The sequence below is a fragment of the Ensifer sp. ENS09 genome, assembly GCF_014852425.1.
Taxonomy (GTDB): domain Bacteria; phylum Pseudomonadota; class Alphaproteobacteria; order Rhizobiales; family Rhizobiaceae; genus Ensifer.
In genome coordinates this window covers 64604-79166 of record NZ_JACVBP010000007.1, presented here as the reverse complement: position 1 = coordinate 79166, position 14563 = coordinate 64604, and the positions used below count along the sequence as shown (strand labels likewise).

Annotated in this window: 15 protein-coding genes; 3 read left to right on the top strand and 12 right to left on the bottom strand. The window is 62.8% G+C overall.

Features of this window, described 5'->3' with window-relative positions; genetic code table 11:
* The first annotated feature begins 10 nt into the window (after positions 1-10).
* A complete protein-coding gene (locus IB267_RS29195; RefSeq protein ID WP_192451106.1) occupies positions 11-760 on the top strand; it encodes a F0F1 ATP synthase subunit A in 750 nt (249 codons plus the stop codon).
* A gap of 51 nt (positions 761-811) precedes the next feature.
* On the opposite strand, the gene IB267_RS29190 is transcribed toward IB267_RS29195, so the two are convergent.
* The 4 genes from IB267_RS29190 to IB267_RS29175 are packed head-to-tail and all read right to left on the bottom strand — an operon-like array spanning position 812 to position 4354.
* On the bottom strand, positions 812-1663 hold the full coding sequence (locus IB267_RS29190; RefSeq protein ID WP_192450953.1) for a metal ABC transporter permease: 852 nt from the start codon (positions 1661-1663) through the stop codon (positions 812-814).
* On the bottom strand, positions 1660-2520 hold the full coding sequence (locus tag IB267_RS29185) for a metal ABC transporter permease (RefSeq protein ID WP_192450952.1): 861 nt from the start codon (positions 2518-2520) through the stop codon (positions 1660-1662). Before IB267_RS29185 ends, IB267_RS29190 begins: the two co-directional genes overlap by 4 nt.
* The gene (locus IB267_RS29180; RefSeq protein WP_205237599.1) at positions 2517-3452 is read right to left on the bottom strand and encodes a manganese/iron ABC transporter ATP-binding protein; all 936 of its coding nucleotides are present in this window, start codon (positions 3450-3452) and stop codon (positions 2517-2519) included. Before IB267_RS29180 ends, IB267_RS29185 begins: the two co-directional genes overlap by 4 nt.
* The gene (locus IB267_RS29175) at positions 3449-4354 is read right to left on the bottom strand and encodes a metal ABC transporter substrate-binding protein (RefSeq protein WP_192450951.1); all 906 of its coding nucleotides are present in this window, start codon (positions 4352-4354) and stop codon (positions 3449-3451) included. The genes IB267_RS29180 and IB267_RS29175 overlap by 4 nt, the downstream gene beginning before the upstream one ends.
* A gap of 121 nt (positions 4355-4475) precedes the next feature.
* Here IB267_RS29175 and IB267_RS29170 point away from each other — a divergent pair, with 121 nt between their 5' ends.
* Positions 4476-4904: a Fur family transcriptional regulator gene (locus IB267_RS29170; protein WP_034802472.1), complete on the top strand. Its 429-nt coding sequence runs from the start codon at positions 4476-4478 to the stop codon at positions 4902-4904.
* Positions 4905-4963: 59 nt separating this feature from the next.
* Here the strand turns inward: IB267_RS29170 and IB267_RS29165 are convergent, their stop codons facing one another.
* Complete coding sequence (locus IB267_RS29165) at positions 4964-5875, bottom strand: DMT family transporter (RefSeq protein ID WP_192450950.1); 912 nt, start codon at positions 5873-5875, stop codon at positions 4964-4966.
* Positions 5876-6029: 154 nt separating this feature from the next.
* Positions 6030-7514 carry a nucleobase:cation symporter-2 family protein gene (locus IB267_RS29160; protein ID WP_192450949.1) on the bottom strand — a complete coding sequence of 495 codons (1485 nt, stop codon included), beginning with the start codon at positions 7512-7514 and terminating at the stop codon, positions 6030-6032.
* A 336-nt stretch (positions 7515-7850) separates the two neighbouring features.
* Between IB267_RS29160 and IB267_RS29155 the strand changes: the two genes are divergently transcribed.
* On the top strand, positions 7851-8303 hold the full coding sequence (locus IB267_RS29155; protein ID WP_192450948.1) for a hypothetical protein: 453 nt from the start codon (positions 7851-7853) through the stop codon (positions 8301-8303).
* 110 nt (positions 8304-8413) lie between these two features.
* On the opposite strand, the gene IB267_RS29150 is transcribed toward IB267_RS29155, so the two are convergent.
* From IB267_RS29150 to IB267_RS29125, 6 genes are all read right to left on the bottom strand, one after another.
* On the bottom strand, positions 8414-10135 hold the full coding sequence (locus IB267_RS29150; RefSeq protein ID WP_192450947.1) for an ABC transporter substrate-binding protein: 1722 nt from the start codon (positions 10133-10135) through the stop codon (positions 8414-8416).
* 82 nt (positions 10136-10217) lie between these two features.
* Positions 10218-10640, bottom strand: coding sequence for a DUF2160 domain-containing protein (locus IB267_RS29145; RefSeq protein ID WP_192450946.1), 423 nt, complete (start codon positions 10638-10640; stop codon positions 10218-10220).
* On the bottom strand, positions 10640-11458 hold the full coding sequence (locus tag IB267_RS29140; protein WP_043619107.1) for a carbohydrate ABC transporter permease: 819 nt from the start codon (positions 11456-11458) through the stop codon (positions 10640-10642). Before IB267_RS29140 ends, IB267_RS29145 begins: the two co-directional genes overlap by 1 nt.
* Before the next feature lie 22 nt (positions 11459-11480).
* The gene (locus tag IB267_RS29135) at positions 11481-12347 is read right to left on the bottom strand and encodes a carbohydrate ABC transporter permease (RefSeq protein ID WP_192450945.1); all 867 of its coding nucleotides are present in this window, start codon (positions 12345-12347) and stop codon (positions 11481-11483) included.
* Positions 12348-12349: 2 nt separating this feature from the next.
* Positions 12350-13420, bottom strand: coding sequence for an ABC transporter ATP-binding protein (locus tag IB267_RS29130; RefSeq protein WP_192450944.1), 1071 nt, complete (start codon positions 13418-13420; stop codon positions 12350-12352).
* A 21-nt stretch (positions 13421-13441) separates the two neighbouring features.
* Positions 13442-14512, bottom strand: a complete 1071-nt coding sequence (locus IB267_RS29125; protein ID WP_192450943.1) for an ABC transporter ATP-binding protein — start codon at positions 14510-14512, stop codon at positions 13442-13444.
* Positions 14513-14563: the final 51 nt, after the last annotated feature.

Genomic DNA, 14563 nt, shown 5'->3' with positions numbered 1-14563 from the left:
GAGGTTGATGATGGCCGGACCCATCGAACAATTTGAGATCAAGTCGCTCTTCCCGATCGCCGAAGTCGGCGGCCACCAGATCAGCTTTACCAACTCGGCCGGCTATATGGTGCTGACGATCGCGATCGCCAGCCTCTTCCTGATCCTGTCGACCAGGAGACGGGGCCTCGTGCCGAATCGGGCGCAGTCGGCGGCCGAAATCCTCTATGAGTTTGCGGCAAAGACATTGCGCGACAATGCCGGCGAGAAGGGCATGCGCTTCTTTCCGCTGGTATTCTCGCTGTTCATGTTCATCCTCACCGCCAACCTGATCGGCATGTTCCCCTATGCCTTCACGGTGACGAGCCATATCGCCGTCACCTTCGCACTGGCGATGCTGGTGTTCCTGACGGTCACGCTCTACGGCCTCTACCGGCACGGTCTCGGCTTTCTCAGGCTGTTCATGCCCTCAGGCGTGCCGCTGATCCTGGCGCCGATCATCATCCCGATCGAGGTGGTCTCCTACCTCTCGCGCCCGGTCAGCCACTCGGTGCGTCTGTTCGCGGTCATGCTCGCCGGCCACATCACGCTCAAGGTTTTCGCGGGCTTCGTCGTGGGCCTGAGCGGCTTCGGCGCGCTCGGCATTCTCGCGGCGATCATGCCGCTTCTGATGACGGTGGCGCTGACCGGGCTGGAACTGCTGATGGCCCTCATCCAGGCCTATATCTTCACCATGCTGACCTGCATGTATCTCAACGACGCGCTGCATCCGAGCCACTGAGACGAGCCAGTGGGAAAAGGCAAGGAGGCCCCCGCAACGGGAGCCTCCTTTTCATTCGGCCGCGACGCGCCGGGCTTCGTTGCGGTAGGTCCGCCAGGACGACCAGCCGAAGGCCATCAGGAACATCGCGGTCATCAGGAGCACGATGGTTGGCGCCGGCGCGCTGTCGATGAAGAAGGACAGGTAGACGCCGGTAAACGACGCCGTCATCGCGACCAGCACGGCGACGATAAGCATCATGCCCATTGTCCGGGTGATCAGGAAGGCGATGGCGCCCGGCGCGATCAGCATGGCGATGGCGAGGATCAGCCCCACCGCCTTCAGCGCGCCGACGATTGTCAGCGACAGGATCGCCAGCAGCCCATAGTGCAGCCAGTTGACCGGCAGGCCGACGGCCTTGGCCTGGGCCGGGTCGAAGGCATGCAGCAGGAAATCCCGCCACTTGACCGCAAGGATGCCGGCGGCCACCAGCGCAATCAGGCCGGTCTCTACAATGTCGGGCCAACCAATGCCGAGCATGTCGCCGAAGAGGATGTGATCGAGGTGCACGTCGCTCTGGATCTTGGTGTAGAGCACCAGGCCGAAACCGAACATGCCGGAAAAGACCACGCCCATGACCGTATCCTGCTTGATGCGGCTGTTCTCCTTGAGATAGCCGGTCAGAAGCGCGCAGGACATGCCGGCGGCAAAGGCGCCGACGGCGAGCGGCAGGCCGACGATGTAGGAGATCACCACGCCGGGAAAGACGGCGTGCGAGATCGCATCGCCCATCAGCGACCAGCCCTTCAGCACCAGGAAGCAGGAGAGCATCGCGGTTGGGATCGCCACCAATACCGAGATCAGAAGCGCGTTACGCATGAACTCGAATTCGAACACGGCAAGCATCATGTCGAGCGAGATCATCGGCCAGCCTCCGCCGGTTCGGCGCCACGCCGGCGCGCGGCGAGAAGCCCGTGTTTCGGGGCAAAGACGAAGGCCGTCAGGAAGATCAGCGTCTGCAGCACGATGATGATGCCGCCGGTCGCGCCATCGAGGAAGTAGCTGAAATAGGCGCCGAAGAAGCTCGTCAGCGTGCCGATGGCGACGCTGATCAGGATCAGCCGTGGAAAACGATCGGTCAGCAGATAGGCGGTGGCCCCCGGCGTCACCACCATGGCGATGACGAGGAAGGCGCCGACGGTCTGCAGCGCCGCGACCGTGCAGGCCGAAAGCAGTGTGAAGAACAGGACCTTGAGGAAGGTCGTCGGGATGCCGATCGAGCGGGCATGGCTTTCGTCGAAGAAGGTAACCATCAGGTCCTTCCACTTGGCCGTCAGGATGATCAGCGAGACGATGCCGATGATCGCCAGCTGCAGCGTGTCGGCCGGCGTGATCGCCAGGATGTTGCCGAGCACGATCGTCTGGATGTTCACCGACGTCGGCGACAGCGACACCATGAAGAGGCCGAGGCCGAAGAAGGAGGTGAAGATGAGGCCGATGATCGTGTCTTCCTTGAGCCTTGTGCGCTGGTTGAGGAAGAGCATGGCGCCGGCGGCAAGCGCGCCGGAGAAGAAGGCGCCGAGCGAGAAGGGCAGGCCGAGCATGTAGGCGCCGGCAACGCCGGGCACGATCGAATGCGAGAGCGCGTCCCCGATCAGCGACCAGCCCTTAAGCATCAGATAGGAAGACAGGAAGGCGCAGACGCCGCCGACCAGCGCGCTCACCCACATGGCGTTGAGCATGTAGCCGTAGGTGAAGGGTTCGAGAAGCGTGGCGGTCATTTGCCGTTCGGCTCCGTGTTCGCTTCGGGCTTTGCCGGCTGTGCCACCATGCGGTCCTTGTCGCCATACATGACGAGCGGACGCTCGTCGTCGGTGATGACGGCAAGCTGGCGGGGATCGGCGTCGTCGTGCAGGTTTTCACCGCCGAGCACGAAGTGCCGGAGCACGCCGCCAAAGGCGAGCTCGAGGTTTTCGCGGGTGAAGGTGGTTTCGGTCGGGCCGTAGGCAAGCACGGTGTTTTTCAGAAGCACGGTGCGGTCGCAGAACTCCGGCACGCTGCCGAGATTGTGGGTCGAGACCAGCATGACCCGGCCCTCGTCGCGAAGCCCGATGAGCAGACGGATGATCGCGTCCTCGGTCTTGACGTCGACACCGGTGAAGGGCTCGTCGAGCAGGATGACCTTGCCGTCCTGGGCAAGGGCGCGCGCGAGGAAGACGCGCTTCTTCTGGCCGCCGGAGAGTTCGCCGATCTGGCGCTTGCGGTAGTCGCTCATGCCGACGCGGGCAAGGGCTGCCTCGACCGCCTCGTGATCGATCTTCTTCGGGATGCGCAGCATGTTCATGTGGCCATAGCGGCCCATCATGACGACGTCTTCGACCAGCACCGGGAAGTTCCAGTCGACTTCTTCGGCCTGGGGCACATAGGCGACGAGGTTTTTCTTCAGCGCCTCCGGTACGGAAAGACCAAGGATCGCGATCTCGCCGCGCGACAGGCGGGCAAAGCCCATGATCGCCTTGAACAGTGTCGACTTGCCGCTGCCGTTGACGCCGACGAGTGCGGTGATCGTGCCGGTCGGGATCTCGAAGCTGGCGTCGCGCAGCGCCCGCAGGCCGTTGCGGTAGGTGACGGTGGCGCCGGCAACGCGGATGCCGCTTCCTTGCTCGCCGGAAGTAGGTGCCGGGCCGGAGCGCGTTTTCACCTGAAGGTTCATTGTGCAAGACCCTTGGCGATGGTTTCCGATGTGACGCGCAGCAGGTCGACATAGGTTGGAACCGGGCCGTCCGCTTCGCTCAGGGAATCAACGTAAAGCACGCCGCCGTATTTTGCACCGGTCTCGCGTGCCACTTGCTCTGCCGGATCAGGCGAAATCGTGCTTTCGGAGAAGACGACCGGGATATGATTGGCGCGGACGGCGTCGATCACCTTGCGGACCTGCTGCGGGGTGCCCTGCTGGTCGGCGTTGATCGGCCAGAGATAGAGTTCCTTCATGCCGAAATCGCGGATCAGATAGCTGAAGGCGCCTTCGCTCGAGACCAGCCAGCGCTTGTCCTCGGGGATCTTGGCGATCTCGGCGCGGATCGGCGCGATGGTCGCTTCGATCTTCTGCTTGTAGGCCTCTGCGTTGGCCTTGTAGGTCTCGGCATTATCAGGGTCGTACTTCACGAAGGCGTCGCGGATGTTGTCGACATAGATCAACGCGGCCGACGGCGACATCCAGGCATGCGGATTGGGCTTGCCGGAATAGGGCCCCTCGGCAATGCCCATGGGGTCGATGCCGGTCGAGACGACGACGCCGGGAACATCGTCGAAGTTCTGGAAGAACTTTTCGAACCAGCGCTCCAGGTTCAGGCCGTTCCAGAGGATCAGCTTGGCGTCATGCGCCTTCAGGATATCGCGCGGCGTCGGCTGGTAGTTGTGGATCTCGGCGCCCGGCTTGGTGATTGATTCGACGATGGCTGCGTCGCCTGCGACATTCTTTGCCATGTCGGCAATGACCGTGAAGGTCGTCACGGCCTTGAATTTCTCCTGCGCGTAAGCGGCGCCTGGAACGAGCGCAATGGCTGCGACGGCCGTCATTGCCGCCAGGATCGCGCGCCTCGTCTGATCGATCATTCTCTACTCCCAGATGTTGATGCTCACAGGAGTAGGGGAATGATTTGCATAAGTCAATGCAAATGAGAAGCATTCGCAACTGGCTATTTTCAAAGGCCGTGCCCTTGGCTAGTGTACGGCCATGAAACAGAACAAGAATCGTGTCGAAGAACTGGAAGGCGTGTTGCGGGATGGCGGCGTGCGCGTGACGCGCCAGCGTGCCGCAATCCTGAAGATCCTCGCCACCGCAGAAGACCATCCGGATGCAAACGAACTGCATCGCCGGGCGAAGGAAATCGACGCCACCGTCTCGCTGTCGACGGTCTACCGGACGTTGTCTGCGCTTGAGCAACAGGGCGTGGTGCAGCGCCATGCCTTCGAGAGTGCGACTGCTCGCTTCGAGACTGCCGATGCGCCGCATCATGACCACCTGATCGATATCGACACCGGCGCGGTGATCGAGTTCCGCTCCGACAAGATCGAGCAGCTTCAGGCGGAAATCGCCGCCGAACTCGGCTATGACCTCGTACGTCACCGGCTGGAACTCTACTGCCGCAAGCGCAAGGACTGAGGCGTCGGCAACGGTGCGCCAGACGGCGCGCGATCTCTTCTCTTTATCCGTGAGTGGGCTCAGCGGCGGTCGGCGATCGCGGCGGCGCTTCGCCGTGCCGGGATGGTCATGGCCGCGACCCCGACGATGACGCAGCCAAGGCCGATCCAGGCGGTGTCGGACAGCCGTTCGCCGAGAAAGAGCGCACCGATGGCAACGCCGATCGGCACGCGCAGATAGGCCTGGGCCGTGGCGCCGACCGAGCCCAGTGTCTGAATCAGCCGGAAGTAGATGGCAAAGGCAAGGGCGGTCGAGAAGACGGCGAGGCCGATGAGCGCCAGCAACGACTCCGCCGATGGTGACAGCGTCCAGGGCCTGTCGACGACAAGGCTTACCGGGATCAACAGCGCAGCGCCTGCAATCAACGATCCGGCAGCGGGCATCATCGGGTCGAGCCCCTTGAAGCCGCGACCGAAGATGGCGGCGCCCGCGTAGCAGACGGTGGCGAGCACGACGGCGAGCTGCGGCAGCAACTGTTCGCCGAGACCGCCGAAGGCCTCCATGCCGATGATCAGGCTGATGCCGGTCATGCCGGCAACGATGCCGACCAGCTTGCGGGCCGTGACGGCTTCGTGGCGGGTGATCAGCGCCGTCATCAGGAAGGCAAAGATCGGCGTCGTCGCATTGAGGATCGAGGCGATGCCGGCATCGATCGTCTGCTCGGCCCAGGCGATCATCGTGAAGGGCACGACGCTGTTGAGGCAGGCCTGGAACAGGAAGCGCCGCCAGGTTGCCGCGTCACGTGGCAGGCTGAGGCCGCGCCAGCGCAGAACGGCAAGAAGAAGCGTGCCGGCAATCAGGGTGCGGGCGGCAATCAGCGTGACCGGCGGAATGGTCTCGATGCCGATCTTGATGAAGGTGTAGGAGGCGCCCCAGAGCGTTGCGAGCGCCAGAAGCAACAGGAGTTCGAGGGAGAGGTTGGTCTTGGCCATCGGGGTCGCATCCTTGCGTCGTCATTGTTGCCATCGTTCTAGCGCGACGCTGGCGGCGGATGCTTCGTTGGTGGTCGAAGTATCGGGATCTTGCCGTGTGAAAAGCGAAACCCCGGCTTTCGCGGGAAGCCGGGGTTTCGCGATTGCGGTTGGCTCAATGGCTATCGGCAAGTTTGGCAGCATTGACGCTGGCTGTGCTTTCGAAGCTGAGACCGTTGAAGAAGGCGTTGAGCACGACCGCCGAGATCGAAGCAAGCACGATGCCGGACTCGATGATCGGGTGGATCGCATGTGGCAGCCAGATCAGGAAGTTCGGCGCGATCAGCGGGATCAGGCCGAAGCCGACCGAGACGGCGACCACGAACAGGTTGTTGCGCGACGACTTGAAATCGACGGTCGACAGGATGCGTACGCCGGTCGCAGCAACCATGCCGAACATGACAAGGCCGGCGCCGCCGAGCACGAAGGTCGGAACCGCTTCGACCAGAGCGCCCATCTTGGGGATCAGGCCGAGCGCGATCATGATGACGCCCCCCATCACGCAGACGTAGCGGCTCTTGACGCCGGTGACGCCGACAAGGCCGACATTCTGCGAGAAGCTCGTATAGGGGAAGGTGTTGAACAGGCCGCCGATCATGGTGCCGAGACCATCGACCCTAAGGCCGGCCGTCAACTGCTGCCTTGAGACTTCGCGGTTGGTGATTTCGCCGAGTGCCAGGAACATGCCGGTCGATTCGATCATCACAACGATCATGACCAGCGACATGGTGGCGATCAGCACCGGATCGAAGATCGGCATGCCGAAGCGCAGCGGTGTGACGACGGCAAACCAGCCGGCATCCGCCACCCGGTCGAAATGCATCATGCCGAGTGCTGCGGCGACGACGCAGCCGACGACGACGCCGGTCAGTACCGCGATGTTGCTGATCAATCCGCGGCCGAAGCGGGCAATCACGAGAATGGAGAGGAGCACGAAGCCGGCAAGCGCAATGTGGCTCGGCTCGGCGTAGAGCGGGTTTGGTACGCTGGCGCCAAGCACCAGGCCATCCGGAACCGCCGGGCCTCCGGTGGCTGCGGCCTTCTTGAGCTCCGCCAGCCATTCTGCATGGGTTGGATCGACGAGCTTGGGTGCGGTCGGGCCGAAGGGGTTGCCGAAGATCCAGTTCACGCCGACGCGCATCAGCGAAACGCCGATGACGAGAATGATCGTGCCGGTGACCACAGGGGGGAAGAACCTCAGGAGCCGGCCCATGACCGGCGCAAGCAGCAGCGCGACGAGGCCGGCGCCGATGATCGCGCCGAAGATCATCCGGGCACCCTCCTGTCCAGGCGTCATCGCTGCCATCGACACCATCGGGCCGACCGAGGCGAAGGTGACGCCCATCATGACCGGGAGCCGGATGCCGATGCTGCGGCCGACGCCCAGCGACTGGATGATGGTGACGAGGCCGCAAACGAAAAGATCGGCCGAAATCAGAAAAGCGACGTCCTGAGGGCTGAGCTGCAAGGCACGGCCGACGATCAGAGGCACTGCGACGGCGCCGCCATACATGACAAGGACATGCTGTAACCCGAGGGTCGCAAGCCTGCCCACGGGCAGCCTTTCGTCCACGGGATGTATGCTGGAAACGTCGCTCATGGTTCCTCCTCCCATTGCATCGACCAGTCCGGCCCCCCGTCCTCCAACAGGGGAAACGCTATCTTCGGTTGTCGAGACAGAATGTCGCAAGTCTTGCCGGAACGAAAACACTTTCCGGATTCCGGGGGGAGTTGTCGAGGGGTGATCGGGGCGGAAAAGGTCCGGATTTGACCGTCGAACGGCTCTGACCGGGCACGTCTTGCCGAAGAAAGCCCCAAGGCATGGCAAAGAACGAGGTGATCCTAGCAACGATGCAACGTTGCTGCAATGCGAAACGACGATGGTTCGTCGCGCCGGGTGCGACGGTTCCGCCACGGTTCGTTTGGGATCATGTCGATGAAATCTTGCAGATTGGCCTTTTCGCCTCCCGGTCGTGTGCTTCTCGCGCTGCTGATCGTTCTCTGGCCTGCGGTTGCCGGGGCGAGCGGCGTGAGCTTCCAGGGGCAATGGCAGCAGGTCGTCTCCGGTGCCGGTGACTGCGAGAGCTGCTCGGTCGAGATCCGGCGGAACGGCCCCGTGCTCAAGGTGACGGGCAGGGACGGATGGTTCGCGGTGACCCATCTCGGCCGGGTCGAGGGTTCGAGTGCCGAAGGCATCGGTCGCTGGAACGAGGATGGCGCCAGCCGTTATCGCGGCAAGCCTTTCGATATCCGCATCACGATCGTCGACGAGCATCTCTACATGGACATGAGCGTGCGCATGGATGACGGCTCGAAGCAGGCGATCAGAGCAATCTTCGACAAGCGCCGGTTAGAGAAGTCCGGGCGCCTGCGGCTTGCCCATATGTAGGCATGGTCGGCGTCCCCCGGCAGCCGGCAAAGAAATACCGGGGCCGTTGCCGACCCCGGTGCCGCATCTCCTGAAAAGAAAAGGCCGCCCGGTTTGGGGCGGCCTTCCTGTTACTTCTGCCAGCTCTTGACCAGATCGTCGTAGTTGACGGTCTGCGGCTTTTCCTTCTCGTTCTCGATCTTCAGCTGCGGAGCGAGGTTGCCCTTGGATACGGCGTCCTTGTTCCAGTACTCGAGATCGTGCTCTTCGGCGAGCTTCGGACCGATGTCGCCCTGAACGCCCGAGCGTTCGAGACGGGAGAGAACCTTCTCCTGCTCGGCGCAGAGCGAGTCCATGGCTTCTTGAGCGGTCTTGGCACCCGAGGATGCATCGCCGATCGCCTGCCACCACAGCTGAGCCAGCTTCGGATAGTCAGGAACGTTCGTACCGGTCGGCGACCACTGCAGGCGGGCCGGCGAACGGTAGAACTCGATCAGACCGCCGAGCTTCGGAGCGCGGTCCGTGAAGCTCTTGTGGTCCAGCGTCGACTGGCGGATGAAGGTGAGGCCGACATGGCTCTTCTTCACGTCGACGGTCTTCGAGGTCACGAACTGCGCGTAGAGCCAGGCGGCCTTGGCGCGATCGTCAGGCGTGGACTTCAGAAGCGTCCAGGAACCGGCGTCCTGGTAACCGAGCTTCATGCCGTCCTTCCAGTAGACGCCATGCGGGCTCGGAGCAAAACGCCACTTCGGCGTGCCGTCCTCGTTGACAACAGGCAGACCCGGCTTCACGAAGTCGGCGGTGAACGCCGTGTAGGTGAACATCTGCTGGGCGACTTCGCCCTGCGACGGGACCGGGCCGGATTCCGAGAAGGTCATGCCCTGGGCAGCTGCCGGTGCATAGGCCTTCATCCAGTCGAGGTACTTCTGGATGGAGTAGACGGCAGCCGGGCCGTTGGTGTCGCCACCGCGGGCAACGCAGGAGCCGACCGGACGCGAATTCTCGTCGACCTTGATGCCCCATTCGTCGACCGGCTTGCCGTTCGGAATGCCCTTGTCGCCGTTGCCGGCCATCGACAGCCAGGCGTCGGTGAAGCGCCAGCCGAGCGACGGGTCCTTCTTGCCGTAGTCCATGTGGCCATAGACTTTCTTGCCGTCGACTTCGCGGCCGGTGAAGAACTCGGCGATGTCTTCGTAAGCGGACCAGTTGACCGGAACGCCGAGGTCGTAGCCGTACTTCGCCTTGAAGTCCGCCTTGTTCTTCTCGTCGTTGAACCAGTCGTAGCGGAACCAGTAGAGGTTTGCGAACTGCTGGTCGGGCAGCTGGTAGAGCTTGCCGTCAGGTGCTGTCGTGAAGGACTTGCCGATGAAGTCGTCGATGTCGAGGTTCGGGTTGGTGACGTCCTTGCCTTCATTGGCCATGAAGTCGGTCAGGCTGCGGGCCTGCTGGTAGCGCCAATGGGTACCGATCAGATCCGAGTCGTTGATGTAGGCGTCATAGACGTTTTCGCCCGACTGCATCTGCGTCTGCAGCTTTTCGACGACGTCGCCTTCGCCGATCAGGTCGTGGGTGATCTTGATGCCGGTGATGTCGGAGAAGGCCTTGGCCAGCGTCTTCGATTCGTATTCATGGGTGGTGATCGTTTCGGAAACGACCTTGATTTCCATGCCGGCAAAGGGCTTCGCCGCATCGACGAACCACTGCATTTCGGCTTCCTGGGCCGCGCGGTCGAGCGAGGACATGTCGCCGATCTCGCTGTCGAGGAACTTCTTGGCTTCGTCCATGCCGGCGAATGCGGTGCCGGTGAATGCCAGCAGCATAGCTGCCGTCGTAGTCAAAAGATGCCGTCGCATAATTCCCTCCCTTAGGTTTGCGAATGCGGTTCTTTGGCTTTCGAGGGGTCGCTGGTTTAGCGGCCCCTCAAATCGGTTCGCCTCAGACGTAGCGGAAGACGCCGACGGCATAGACCAGGGAGAGCGCGAGCGCCCACCACAGGTTCTGCCCGCCGACGAAGCCGAGCCATGCGAGGTGAATGAAGGCGCTGCCGAGCAGTGACACGAAGAGGCGATCGCCCCGTGTCGTCTCGAAGCGCAGGATGCCGACGCGCGGGTTGCCACCGGGCGAGGCATATTCCCAGACCGCCATCATCGACAGCAGCGCGAAGATGGTGAGGAAGAACATGGCCGACGGAAACGACCAGGCCATCCAGCCACCGGGGATGAGCGGCGCGAACCAGTCGCGCGCGCCGTCCTTGATCGGCAGCATGCTGAAGAGCAGCCCCGCAACGGCGGCGTAGACGACGAGAACGGCGGCAAACGGCAGTTGCCAACGCGCCTTGCGAATGGGTTGAGCGGTCATCATACCCTCCCCAGGGCAAAGCCCTTGGCGATGTAGTTGCGAACGAAATAGATCACCAGCGCGCCCGGAATGATGGTGAGCACGCCGGCAGCGGCGAGCACGCCCCAGTCGAGACCGGAGGCGGAAACCGTGCGGGTCATGGTGGCGGCGATCGGCTTGGCGTCCGTGGTCGTCAGCGTGCGGGCAAGCAAGAGTTCGACCCACGAGAACATGAAGCAGAAGAAGGCGGCGACACCGATGCCGGACGCGATCAGCGGCATGAAGATCTTCACGAAGAAGCGCGGGAACGAGTAACCGTCGATATAGGCGGTTTCGTCGATCTCCTTCGGCACGCCCGACATGAAGCCTTCCAGGATCCAGACGGCGAGCGGCACGTTGAACAGGCAGTGCGCAAGCGCCACCGCGATGTGCGTGTCGATCAGGCCGAAGGCCGAATAGAGCTGGAAGAAGGGCAGGGCGAAGACGGCCGGCGGCGCCATGCGGTTGGTCAAGAGCCAGAAGAACAGGTGCTTGTCGCCGAGGAAGCGGTAGCGCGAGAAGGCGTAGGCCGCCGGCAGCGCCGCCGTCACCGAGATCACCGTGTTCATGACGACGTAGATGATCGAGTTGATGTAGCCGTTGTACCAGGAGGGATCGGTGAAGATCACCTCATAGTTCCGGAGCGTCGGATTGACCGGCCAGAGCGAGAAGGTGCTGAGGATCTCGCTCGTTTCCTTGAAGCTCATGTTGACGAGCCAGTAGATCGGCAGGAGCAGGAAGACGATGTAGATCGTCGGCACCAGCCAGGACAGGCGTTCGGTAAGCGGTTGTTTTTGCATTTTGTTTCTCCTCCCGCCTTTGTCAGCCCTGCGCGTCGCTCGTGGTCATCACGGTGTAGAAGATCCACGAGAGCAGCAGGATGATGAGGAAGTAGATGATCGATAGCGCTGCCGCCGGACCGAGGTCGAACTGGCCGATGGCCGTCTTGACGAGGTCGATCGACAGGAAGGTGGTCGAGTTGCCCGGGCCGCCGCCGGTGACGACGAAGGGCTCGGTGTAGATCATGAAGCTATCCATGAACCGCAGCAGGAAGGCGATCAGTAGAACGCGCTTCATCTTCGGCAGCTGGATGTAGCGGAACACCGACCAGCGCGAGGCGCCGTCGATCTTGGCCGCCTGGTAATAGGCGTCGGGGATCGAGACGAGGCCGGCATAGCAGAGCAGCACGACGAGGCTCGTCCAGTGCCAGACGTCCATGACGATCAGCGTGACCCAGGCGGCAACGGGGTTCTGCACGTAATTGTAGTTGATGCCGACCGCTTCGAGCGTGCGGCCGAGCAAGCCGATGTCGACGCGGCCGAAGACCTGCCAGATGGTGCCGACGACGTTCCACGGGATCAGGAGCGGCAGAGCCATTAGGACGAGGCAGACCGGCACGCCGAGACCCTTCTTCGGCATGTTGAGCGCGATGATGATGCCGAGCGGGATTTCGATGGCCAGAATGATCGCCGAGAAGATCAGGTTGCGGCTGAGCGCATCCCAGAAGCGGTCCGACGTCAGCACCTGGACGTACCAGTCGGTGCCGGCCCAGAAGAACTGGTTGTTGCCGAAGGTGTCCTGGACCGAATAGTTGACGACGGTCATCAGCGGGATGACGGCCGAGAAGGCGACCAGCACGAGGACCGGCAGCACCATGAACCAGGCCTTGTTGTTCCAGGTTTTCTCCATGGTCAGGCCTCCTCGCCGACGCGCCAGGAATCGGCGTAGATATTGATGGCTTTCGGATCGAAGGTGACGCGCGGTTCGGCGGGGATCTCGCCGTCCTCGTCGACGATGATCGAGATCGGCTGGTCGGCGAAACGGGCGCGCACGATCTTGTGGCGACCGATGTCTTCGACCTTGGTGATCGCGACCGGCATGCCTTCGCGGCCGAGCGAGACGAATTCCGGGCGGATGCCGAGCTCGGTCTTGGCGCCGGCCTTGATTGTGGGCTGGAAGGTAAGGCCCAGCTGTTCGCCGCCAACCGTCGCAGTGCTGCCGTCGAGCTTGACCGGCAGCACGTTCATGCCCGGCGAGCCGATGAAGTAGCCGACGAAGGTGTGGCGCGGCCGCTCGAAGAGTTCCGCCGGCGTGCCGATCTGGACGATCTGGCCGTCATACATGACGACGACCTTGTCGGCGAAGGTCAGCGCTTCCGTCTGGTCGTGGGTGACATAGACCATAGTGAAGCCAAACTGCTTGTGCAGGCGCTTGATCTGCGAGCGCAGCACCCACTTCATTTCCGGATCGATGACCGTCAGCGGCTCGTCGAACAGGATGGCGCTGACGTCGTTGCGCACGAGGCCGCGGCCGAGCGAGATCTTCTGCTTCTGGTCGGCGGTAAGCCCGCGAGCCGTCTTCTTCGCCCAGCCGCCAAGGCCGATCATCTCGATCGTTTCCTTGACGCGGCGGTCGACCTCGGCCTCCGGCACATGCCGGTTGCGCAAGGGGAAGGCGAGATTGTCGTAGACCGTCATCGTGTCGTAGATGACCGGGAACTGGAACACTTGGGCGATGTTGCGTTCCTGGGTCGACAGATGCGTCACGTCCTTGCCGTCGAAGAGGATCTGGCCTTCCGACGGGTTGATCAGGCCGGAGATGATGTTGAGCAGTGTGGTCTTGCCACAGCCGGATGGCCCGAGCAGCGCATAGGCGCCGCCGTCGTTCCACTCGTGGTGCACTTCCTTCAGCGCGTAGTCGTTTTCCGACTTCGGCTTGGCGCCATAGGCGTGGCGGATATGGTTGAGATTGATGCGTGCCATGTTTTCCTCCCAGCGCCCCCTTTAGGCCGCGCCGCCGATGGCGCGTCCGTCCGGCCCGAAGGCCATGAGGTGGCGGGTATCGACGAAGACATCCAGGGTCGCGTCGGGTTCGATGTCGTGGATGCCCGGCGCCAGCATCACCCAGCGCGCATTGGCAAAGCCGACGTGAATGAAGCTTTCCGAGCCGGCGATCTCGGAGATCGCCGTCTTGACGGTGAGCGCATCGCCGCCGCCGTGCGGGCGGTCGAATGAAATGTGGTGCGGCTGGAACGCGACCGTGCAGAGACCGTCGGCGATGCCAGCCAGATGCGTGGGCACCGTCAGCACCGGCTTGCCGTCGAGCGTGAAGGCCGCGCCCGACTTGACCAGCTCGATGCAGTTCAGCGGCGGATCGGCAAAGGTGCGGGCGGTGATCAGGTCGACCGGGCGGCGATAGACGTCGATCGTCCTGCCGAACTGGGTAATGCGGCCCTGGCTCATGGCAGCCGTATTGCCGCCGAGCAACAGCGCTTCCGAGGGCTCGGTGGTCGCGTAGACGAAGATCGCGCCGGAGGCGGCGAAGATCTTCGGCAGTTCTTCACGCAGTTCCTCGCGCAGCTTGTAGTCGAGGTTGGCGAGCGGTTCGTCGAGCAGCACGAGATCGGCATTCTTGACGATGGCGCGCGCAAGCGCGGTGCGCTGCTGCTGGCCGCCCGAGAGGTTCAGGGGCGTGCGGTCGAGATAGGGCGTCAGCTTCAAGAGATCGGCGGCCTTGCGCACCTCGCGGTCGATCGTGGCGGCGTCGGCGCCGCTTATGCGCATCGGCGAGGCGATGTTCTCATAGACCGTCATCGCCGGATAGTTGATGAACTGCTGGTAGACCATGGCGACCGAGCGCTTCTGCACCGGCAGGCCGGTGACGTCGGTACCGTCGAAAAGCAGCGAACCGGAGGCGGGCTTGTCGAGGCCGGCCATCAGCCGCATCAGCGACGTCTTGCCGGAAAGGGTCGGGCCGAGCAGAACGTTCAGCGACCCCCTCTCCAGCACCAGGTCGGTCGGGTAGATGTGCGTCTCCCCGCCCACGACCTTGGATATCTTCTTCATTTCAAGCATTGAATTCTCCACCCAGCCCTAAGGCAGTCCGAGCGTTCTCCACCCCAGCGC

Coding starts and splice junctions, on each gene's coding strand:
- IB267_RS29125 (WP_192450943.1), bottom strand. CDS start 14,512: ATGCTTGAAATGAAGAAGATATCCAAGGTCGTGGGCGGGGAGACGCAC.
- IB267_RS29135 (WP_192450945.1), bottom strand. CDS start 12,347: ATGGAGAAAACCTGGAACAACAAGGCCTGGTTCATGGTGCTGCCGGTC.
- IB267_RS29150 (WP_192450947.1), bottom strand. CDS start 10,135: ATGCGACGGCATCTTTTGACTACGACGGCAGCTATGCTGCTGGCATTC.
- IB267_RS29145 (WP_192450946.1), bottom strand. CDS start 10,640: ATGACCGCTCAACCCATTCGCAAGGCGCGTTGGCAACTGCCGTTTGCC.
- IB267_RS29195 (WP_192451106.1), top strand. CDS start 11: ATGGCCGGACCCATCGAACAATTTGAGATCAAGTCGCTCTTCCCGATC.
- IB267_RS29175 (WP_192450951.1), bottom strand. CDS start 4,354: ATGATCGATCAGACGAGGCGCGCGATCCTGGCGGCAATGACGGCCGTC.
- IB267_RS29170 (WP_034802472.1), top strand. CDS start 4,476: ATGAAACAGAACAAGAATCGTGTCGAAGAACTGGAAGGCGTGTTGCGG.
- IB267_RS29190 (WP_192450953.1), bottom strand. CDS start 1,663: ATGATCTCGCTCGACATGATGCTTGCCGTGTTCGAATTCGAGTTCATG.
- IB267_RS29160 (WP_192450949.1), bottom strand. CDS start 7,514: ATGAGCGACGTTTCCAGCATACATCCCGTGGACGAAAGGCTGCCCGTG.
- IB267_RS29165 (WP_192450950.1), bottom strand. CDS start 5,875: ATGGCCAAGACCAACCTCTCCCTCGAACTCCTGTTGCTTCTGGCGCTC.
- IB267_RS29185 (WP_192450952.1), bottom strand. CDS start 2,520: ATGACCGCCACGCTTCTCGAACCCTTCACCTACGGCTACATGCTCAAC.
- IB267_RS29140 (WP_043619107.1), bottom strand. CDS start 11,458: ATGCAAAAACAACCGCTTACCGAACGCCTGTCCTGGCTGGTGCCGACG.
- IB267_RS29130 (WP_192450944.1), bottom strand. CDS start 13,420: ATGGCACGCATCAATCTCAACCATATCCGCCACGCCTATGGCGCCAAG.
- IB267_RS29180 (WP_205237599.1), bottom strand. CDS start 3,452: ATGAACCTTCAGGTGAAAACGCGCTCCGGCCCGGCACCTACTTCCGGC.
- IB267_RS29155 (WP_192450948.1), top strand. CDS start 7,851: ATGAAATCTTGCAGATTGGCCTTTTCGCCTCCCGGTCGTGTGCTTCTC.